The sequence below is a fragment of the Bacteroides gallinarum DSM 18171 = JCM 13658 genome (assembly GCF_000374365.1).
In the GTDB taxonomy this organism is placed as follows: Bacteria; Bacteroidota; Bacteroidia; order Bacteroidales; family Bacteroidaceae; genus Bacteroides; species Bacteroides gallinarum.
This window is the reverse complement of the sequence record NZ_KB894200.1, coordinates 1-7,825: the sequence shown is the minus strand read 5'-3', so window position 1 is coordinate 7,825 and position 7,825 is coordinate 1. Positions and strand designations below refer to the sequence as shown.

Genomic DNA, 7,825 nt, shown 5'->3' with positions numbered 1-7,825 from the left:
AGGAAGACGGAAATCCTGTGGATTTTCTTTGGAATACATACGGCAAATGCCGTACTGATGATAGACAAGATCAGGAACAGGACGGTGAAAGCGGCATGATATGATTTTACAGGCAGAGGCAGAAGATGTCTTCAGACTTCTTCCCGAGCGTCATGTCTTGTAGGGTAAGATTGTGTGAGAAATTACAGGAATAGGACTATAAAAATGGCATATGAAGTGAGTATGCTCTATCATCTTCATATGCCATCTTGATTTTTAGGGACATTTACTGAATATCCCTATTTTATTGCTGCCGCAAAATGCAGCAACAATTTCAATTACGGATACAAAGTTAGCCAAACTATTCGATAAAAAAATAACGGAAAACCGTTATAATACTATTTTCCTGTTCACGGCACACTGACCCAACCCTGCGAAACTGCCTTCACAACTAGGTCTATCGCATTTTTCGCCCCGAACTTACTTATCAATTTTTTACGAAAAGTTTCCACAGTATTTTCCGATATGCCTAATAATCCGGCTATTTCGTGCGTATTCAGCCCTTTTGCCACAGCCCGCAACACATCTTGCTCACGTTTTGTAGGGATGTCTTTAGATTGCGGCATACAATGCAACTTCTTACGGATAGAAGCAAAACGCGGACAAACATACGGCTCACCCCGCAACACGCTACGTATGGAACCGACTAAATCCGATGCCGTCGAAGACTTCAGCACAACCGCATTCACCTTACACTGCACCAGCCTGTTTATAATCCAGATTTCCTCGTGCATAGTATAGACAATGATACGAGCGTTTGCATCCCATTCACGAATTTCCATTATCAAATCAAAACCGGACATATCAGGCATACTCACATCCAGAATATACGCATCGTAATTGCGTCCGGCAATCAGTTCCAAAGCCTCCCTGCCCGATGTAACAGCATCCGCTACTACAACATCAGGCATCTTATTCACTATCCTGCTAATCCCCTCCAATATCAGGCAATGGTCATCGACTGCCAAAATCTCCGCTTTAACTCTCTCCTTCATAAGTAGCGTTTTCAAATATAAACAGACACTTCCATACGGACACCTGCTCCCGGCATGGTGTCCAACTTCATTTTTCCTCCTATAATTTTTACACGTTGCCGGATTGTACGCAACCCCACTCCCTTCATTTTCTTGTCAGGAACAAAACCCTTTCCGTCGTCCGACACCGACAGCGAAAGACACCTGCCCTCCAACGATAATTCTATGCGGATATGTGCGGCATCCGCATGTTTTACCGCATTACCGACGGCCTCTTGTACGATACGGTAATATTCAAAACCTATCTCCTGCGGAACTTGCTTCCAGTCCACTCCCCCGGTAGAACGGTACTCTACCTTCACTTTCCCGGGCAATACGATATGCTGTGCATAATCGGCAAGCATCTCGTCGATAGTGGCATATTGAAAAGCCGGTGGCATCAATTCATGCGATATATTCCGCAAATGTTCTCGAGTCTCTTTCAAGCGCTCCAACTGTTCGTTCAAAATAGTTGCATTACCCGTTTCAGGCAACGAATACATATTCATTTCAAATGCCAGCAGATTATTACAGACATCATCGTGCAGTTCTTTTGCTATCCGCTCCCGTTCGCTCTCCAAGCCATCGATATACTTACGTGCCAAACGAAGTTCCGTCTCTTTCTGTAAAGCAAGGAACCGGCGCTCCTTTTCACTGGCAGCTTGCGCCAGCTTCACGATGCGCACTTTCTGCCGCTGCCGTGCATACAATAACATTAACAGAAATATAATGAGCAATCCCAGAACAGAAGCATACAACAAACGGCGATACAGCAAGCGCTGCTGTTCCTTCTCCTCATAAAAATATTGGGATACGGCAGGATATTCGTCTTGTAAGGTAACAGACTGGCAATATAACACAGAGACATTTCCAGCTTCATCCGCCTGCCGGCTTTTTACCGGCAAGAACAACAAAAGCATACATAATGTCCCGAGCAGCTTCATTTATGTAACTATTAGAGTGTAGACAAATATAACGATAATATTCATACCAGCCTATTGTTTGTTGATATTTCTTTATTTAAAAACAAAAAAGACCGGCTCAGTGATGAGCCAGTCTTCTAACTGTTTATCCAGTATATATCAACCGGTTTATTTCTGTCGTATATATATATTTATCGGGGTTCCGGTCAGATTCCATTTCTCACGCATCTTATTCTCGAGAAAACGCCTGTACGGCTCTTTCACATATTGCGGCAGGTTGGCAAAATAAACGAAAGACGGAATCTGCGTATTCGGCAACTGCGTAATATATTTGATTTTAATATACTTTCCCTTGATTGCAGGAGGCGGATAAGCTTCGATAAGCGGCAGCATCTCTTCATTCAGGCGAGCGGTCGGTATGCGTATCATACGATTTTCATACACGGTACGCGCTTCCTCCAACACCTTCAGGATACGCTGTTTTGTCAACGCAGAAGCAAAGATAACCGGAAAGTCCACAAAAGGAGCAAAACGATTGCGAATGGCATTCTCAAAAGTTTTCATCACCTTTACAGTCTTATCTTCCACCAAATCCCACTTATTGACAACGACTACCAATCCCTTGAAGTTCTTCTGGATAAGCGAGAAAATATTCAAATCCTGGCTTTCGATACCCCGCGTAGCATCCAACATCAAAATACAAACATCCGAGTTTTCAATCGAACGGATAGAACGGATTACCGAATAATACTCCAAATCTTCGCTCACCTTGTTTTTCTTGCGGATGCCGGCCGTATCCACCAGATAGAAATCGAAACCGAACTTATTGTAACGGGTATAGATTGAATCGCGTGTCGTTCCCGCTATCTCTGTCACGATATTACGGTCTTCGCCGATAAAAGCATTGACAATAGAAGACTTTCCCGCATTCGGGCGTCCTACAACCGCAAAACGGGGAATATCCTCGTCCAGGATTTCATCGGATTCCTTCTTGAAATTCCCAACGATAAGGTCCATTAAATCTCCCGTACCGCTACCCGTTACGGCAGAAATACAATACGGGTCTCCCAACCCCAGGCTATAAAATTCAGGAGCATTATATTGCAACTCATTATTATCGGTCTTGTTGGCAACCAACAAAACAGGCTTCTTGGCACGGCGCAAAATGGAAGCTACCTGCAAATCCAGGTCCGTTACTCCGTTCATTACATCCACCACAAACAAAATCACATCCGCTTCATCCACAGCCATTAATACCTGCTTACGTATTTCCTCTTCGAAAATATCATCCGAATTCACTACCCAGCCACCGGTATCCACAACCGAGAACTCACGCCCCAGCCACTCTGATTTACCATACTGGCGGTCGCGCGTCGTTCCTGCCTCTTCGTTTACGATAGCCTGTCTCGTCTTAGTCAAGCGATTAAATAATGTAGACTTTCCCACATTGGGACGTCCTACGATTGCAACTAAATTTCCCATAGGTTACACTCTTTGTTTTTTGCGACTATCACAGTCGTATGAATATTAGTCCGGCTGATAGCCAAAGTTACGTAACTCCTTATCCGAACTACGCCAATCCTTATCAACCTTTACATATGTTTCCAGGAATATCGTTTTCCCGAAAAACCTCTCCAAGTCACGGCGAGCTTCAGTAGCCACCTTTTTCAAGGCCTTCCCTTGCTTACCTATAATGATACCTTTCTGTGAATCGCGCTCAACGTATATCACAGCACTGATATGTATCTTCTTTTCTTCTTCCTTGAATTGCTCTACAACAACCTCTACCGAATAGGGTATTTCTTTGTCATAGTACAACAATATCTTCTCGCGGATAATCTCGTTCACAAAGAAACGTGCCGGTTTGTCCGTCCACTGGTCCTTATCAAAATAAGGAGGAGAATCCGGCAGCAGCTCTTTTACCCGCTTCATCACATAATCCACATTAAACTTGGTGGCGGCTGAAATAGGAATAATCTCCGCATTCGGTAACAACTCTTTCCATGCTTCCACCAATTCCACCAGCTTTTCCTGGTTACTCAAATCAATCTTATTGATAAGCAACAACACCGGTACTTTCATGCAGCCTACCTTCTCCACAAAGTCATTATGCTTGTCCGGTGTCTCAACTACGTCCGTCACATACAGCAATACATCCGCATCCGTCAGTGCCGAAGTGGAGAAATTCAGCATAGACTCCTGCAACTTATAGATAGGCTTCAACACACCCGGCGTATCCGAAAACACAATCTGCATATCATCCGTATTATATATGCCCATAATTCGGTGACGGGTAGTCTGCGCCTTGAAGGTAGCTATCGAAATACGCTCCCCTACCAATGCATTCATCAATGTAGACTTACCTACATTGGGATTTCCTACAATGTTGACAAAACCTGCTTTATGCATAACTTTCACGTATTTGAATTGAGACAAAAAAACGCATCGAATCGAAATAGGATGCGTTTTTTATCATATTTTATCAGTAACGGTGCATTACTGTTTCTTTCCGTCATATCCCCATTTCACGTAAACGGCTCCCCAGGTAAATCCTGCACCGAATGCCGTGAAGATAAGGTTGTCGCCCTTCTTCAGTTTATCTTCAAAGTCCCAAATACAGAGCGGAAGCGTACCGGCACTCGTATTACCGTAGCGGTCGATATTTATCAGCACCTTTTCGTGAGGAACTTCCAGGCGATGCGCCACAGCATCAATAATACGCAAGTTAGCCTGATGCGGAATCACCCAATCGATAGTATCCTTAGTCAGGTTGTTTTTCTCTGCAATAGCAGCGCTTATATCCGACATATTCGATACTGCATATTTGAATACCGTACGTCCTTCCTGATAAAGATAATGCATATGATTATCTATCGTGAAGTAAGAAGGAGGACAAACAGAACCGCCGGCCTTCAGATGCAAGAAAGGCAGACCCTTTCCGTCCGTTCTCAGCATAGCATCCATAACACCTACCTCTTCCGTTGTCGGCTCCAACATAAATGCCGCTGCACCGTCGCCGAAAATCGGGCAAGTAGCACGGTCGGTATAATTCACAATCGACGACATCTTGTCAGCACCTACGATAATAATCTTCTTATATCTACCCGAACGAATAAAGTTTGCAGCCGTCTCCATCATATAAAGGAAACCGCAGCAAGCAGCCGACATATCAAATGCAAAAGCATTTTTCAACCCCAGCTTATCGCACAAGATAGATGCAATGGACGGGAATTGATAGTCTGGAGTAGAAGTAGCCACAATCACCAAATCGATATCATCCGGATTGGAACCGGTGCGCTGCATCAACTGCTTTGCAGCCTTACGCGCCATGTACGATGTGCCCAATCCCTCTTCATTCAGGATATGCCTTTCCTTAACTCCGATACGGGTCATAATCCATTCGTCGTTAGTATCTACCATTCTTGATATCTCATCATTCGTCAAGATATAATCCGGTACATAACCACCGACTCCTGTAATTACTGCATTTATTTTTTCCATTAATCTTGCTTGCTTATAAAAACACTTAAACAACGGCAGTCTAAAAAGGTTTGTTCATTCAATGCCACAAATCTTTTTAGACGCCCGATATTCAAGTATAACTTTAGTCAAACTGCCAAATTAAACAGCAGCCTCTTTCTCCACTGCCAGCTTACCACGATAGTAGCCGCATGCACCACATACAGTGTGATATACATGCCATTCACCGCAATTCGGGCAAATAGCCAATGTAGGAGCTACTGCTTTATCATGAGTTCTTCTCTTTGCAGTTCTTGTTTTTGACTGTCTTCTCTTAGGATGTGCCATTTTCTTTAATCTTTAATTGTTATCTAATATTTTCTTTAATTCGTCCCAACGCGGGTCTACCGCCGTATCCGTATCATCGTTTACAAGCCCATTGTCCTCTTCATCCGGCAAAAAAGCTTCTTCATCCATTTCATCATCCGGAGTCGTACGCAAGTGCTTGCTTAATTTACTGCTCATTGCCTTGTTGCATTTACCCGGAGCATGTACATGCTTCATCGGAATAGCCAAAGCCACAAACTCATACATGAACCATGCCACATTGATTTCTCCCTCTTCCTCCGGAATAACAATGAGGTTATCACCTTCCTCGGCATATTCATGCCCAAACTTTACCAACAGCTTATCCGTAGAGCAGACAGGCTGTTCCATATCATCCAGACAACGGTCGCATGGAACCCATACAATTCCGTCCGTCTGAAAGTTCAATTCGAAAGCACGAGATGTTTTCTTTACAACCAACACAACATTGACTTTACCTTTCTGAACCTCAGGTCCATCAATATTGGCGAAGAAAAGGTTATCCAACACAAATTCATATTTACATGAATCCGATTGCATACCTTTCAAATCTATTTTGTATTTATCAAACTTTCCCAAAGCTTCTTTTATTTATTCGGGCGACAAAGATACAAATAATTATCCTCATTATGTAGTATTTAGTCCAAAATATTCATTATTTATCTTCATTTCACCCTCCCTAACCGGCAGTAACATCATTAAATAGAGGCTTATCCGGTTACATTATAACATCGTAATACTATATACTCCAACACCTTCCCTTGCCGTGCAGTCAGACAGTATCAGTCATCAATACAGATTTAAAGGTCTGTCCCGGCAAGACATACAAAGGGAGATAAAATGAACAGTATGAAAACCATGATGCCGCACAGTTCCCTATAACCCCAACAGCGAGTTTGTACCTGTTGTTCTTCATATATAAGAAAGGAACAGACTGCAACGTAACAACACCCCGCGGGTAAGAGCAGCAGTACGGAAACAAACTGTACAGAAATAAATCCTTCAAGGAAGCGGTATAGAAAAAAGAGACACAACATCATAATAAAACGAAAAGAGCAAAGAAAGAAGAAACAGGAAAGTCTGTAACCGAAAGGAAAAACGATATGGCATAGTAAGATTTTAGCCTCATACCTCATTAATGCCTGCTTACCCATGTGCAAGAGCAACCCAAAGAGTAGAATACAGAAACAAACCATGTAGAAACCCTCTCACCATACCATACCACATACATAAACTGGATAAAATCCGACAAAGCGAACCGTAGTTTCAGGCAAGGATAAGATTTTCAAGAATTACACTGTCGTGTACTCAGGCTATACCAGTCGTCAAAACAAATTCAAAGGTCTGTCCCAACAAGACATACAAAGGGAGATAAAATGAACAGTATGGAAACCGTAATACCACACAGTTCCCTACAATCCCAACAGCGAGTTTATACCTGTTGTTCTTCATATACAAGAAAGGAACAGACTGCAACGTAACAACACCCCGCAGGCAAGAGCAGCAGCACGGAAACAAACAGTACAGAAATAAATCCTTCAAAGAAAGCTGCATAGAAAAAAAGAGGCACAACAGCACAGTGAGCTTTTTCAGTAGCAAAGAATGGGTGGTGTGGGTATGATAGGTATCTGTATGCGTATGTTGGAGCGTGTGGCAGGTAGTGTGTGATGTGTAGGGGAGGCGTGTGATGTGGCGGTGAGTGATGTGGGTGGTGGGACGTGTTGGGGCGTGATGTGATGATAGGGAGGGGCGTGTGGTGTGGTGATGATGTGTGTGGTTAGGGTACCAAAACAGAAAGCCCCTGTATCCTATTCCGGAATACAGGGGCTTCAGAAAACGGCAACTACCTACTCTCCCACTGTTACGCAGTACCATCGGCGTGACTGAGCTTAACTTCTCTGTTCGGAATGGGAAGAGGTGGAACCTCAGTGCTATAGTCACCTGAATAAGACAGACATGATGTAAAAAAAGTAAAGCAATCACCGCTCTTAAAAAAAGAACGGAACACTGAACGTATATACCCAC

The 7,825-nt window shown here is 43.3% G+C and carries 7 protein-coding genes and 1 rRNA gene; all 8 read right to left on the bottom strand.

Annotation, left to right across the window (positions count from 1 at the left end):
• Positions 1 to 389 precede the first annotated feature (389 nt).
• The 8 genes from C233_RS0121755 to rrf all read right to left on the bottom strand — a co-directional run bounded on the left by C233_RS0121755 (position 390) and on the right by rrf (position 7,745).
• A complete protein-coding gene (locus C233_RS0121755; RefSeq protein WP_018669576.1) occupies positions 390 to 1,034 on the bottom strand; it encodes a response regulator transcription factor in 645 nt (214 codons plus the stop codon).
• Between the two features lie 11 nt (positions 1,035 to 1,045).
• Positions 1,046 to 1,972: a sensor histidine kinase gene (locus C233_RS0121750; protein ID WP_018669575.1), complete on the bottom strand. Its 927-nt coding sequence runs from the start codon at positions 1,970 to 1,972 to the stop codon at positions 1,046 to 1,048.
• Between the two features lie 171 nt (positions 1,973 to 2,143).
• The gene (der, locus tag C233_RS0121745; RefSeq protein ID WP_018669574.1) at positions 2,144 to 3,457 is read right to left on the bottom strand and encodes a ribosome biogenesis GTPase Der; all 1,314 of its coding nucleotides are present in this window, start codon (positions 3,455 to 3,457) and stop codon (positions 2,144 to 2,146) included.
• A 45-nt stretch (positions 3,458 to 3,502) separates the two neighbouring features.
• Positions 3,503 to 4,384 (bottom strand): GTPase Era, encoded by an 882-nt coding sequence (gene era, locus C233_RS0121740; RefSeq protein WP_018669573.1) that lies wholly within the window; start codon positions 4,382 to 4,384, stop codon positions 3,503 to 3,505.
• 87 nt (positions 4,385 to 4,471) lie between these two features.
• Complete coding sequence (locus tag C233_RS0121735; RefSeq protein ID WP_018669572.1) at positions 4,472 to 5,476, bottom strand: beta-ketoacyl-ACP synthase III; 1,005 nt, start codon at positions 5,474 to 5,476, stop codon at positions 4,472 to 4,474.
• Between the two features lie 120 nt (positions 5,477 to 5,596).
• Positions 5,597 to 5,782: a 50S ribosomal protein L32 gene (rpmF, locus tag C233_RS23945; protein WP_004288267.1), complete on the bottom strand. Its 186-nt coding sequence runs from the start codon at positions 5,780 to 5,782 to the stop codon at positions 5,597 to 5,599.
• Positions 5,783 to 5,794: 12 nt separating this feature from the next.
• On the bottom strand, positions 5,795 to 6,379 hold the full coding sequence (locus tag C233_RS0121730) for a YceD family protein (RefSeq protein WP_018669571.1): 585 nt from the start codon (positions 6,377 to 6,379) through the stop codon (positions 5,795 to 5,797).
• Between the two features lie 1,255 nt (positions 6,380 to 7,634).
• Positions 7,635 to 7,745: ribosomal RNA gene (rrf, locus tag C233_RS0121720) — 5S ribosomal RNA — on the bottom strand.
• Positions 7,746 to 7,825 lie beyond the last annotated feature (80 nt).

Coding starts and splice junctions, on each gene's coding strand:
- C233_RS0121755 (WP_018669576.1), bottom strand. CDS start 1,034: ATGAAGGAGAGAGTTAAAGCGGAGATTTTGGCAGTCGATGACCATTGC.
- C233_RS0121750 (WP_018669575.1), bottom strand. CDS start 1,972: ATGCTTTTGTTGTTCTTGCCGGTAAAAAGCCGGCAGGCGGATGAAGCT.
- der (WP_018669574.1), bottom strand. CDS start 3,457: ATGGGAAATTTAGTTGCAATCGTAGGACGTCCCAATGTGGGAAAGTCT.
- era (WP_018669573.1), bottom strand. CDS start 4,384: ATGCATAAAGCAGGTTTTGTCAACATTGTAGGAAATCCCAATGTAGGT.
- C233_RS0121735 (WP_018669572.1), bottom strand. CDS start 5,476: ATGGAAAAAATAAATGCAGTAATTACAGGAGTCGGTGGTTATGTACCG.
- rpmF (WP_004288267.1), bottom strand. CDS start 5,782: ATGGCACATCCTAAGAGAAGACAGTCAAAAACAAGAACTGCAAAGAGA.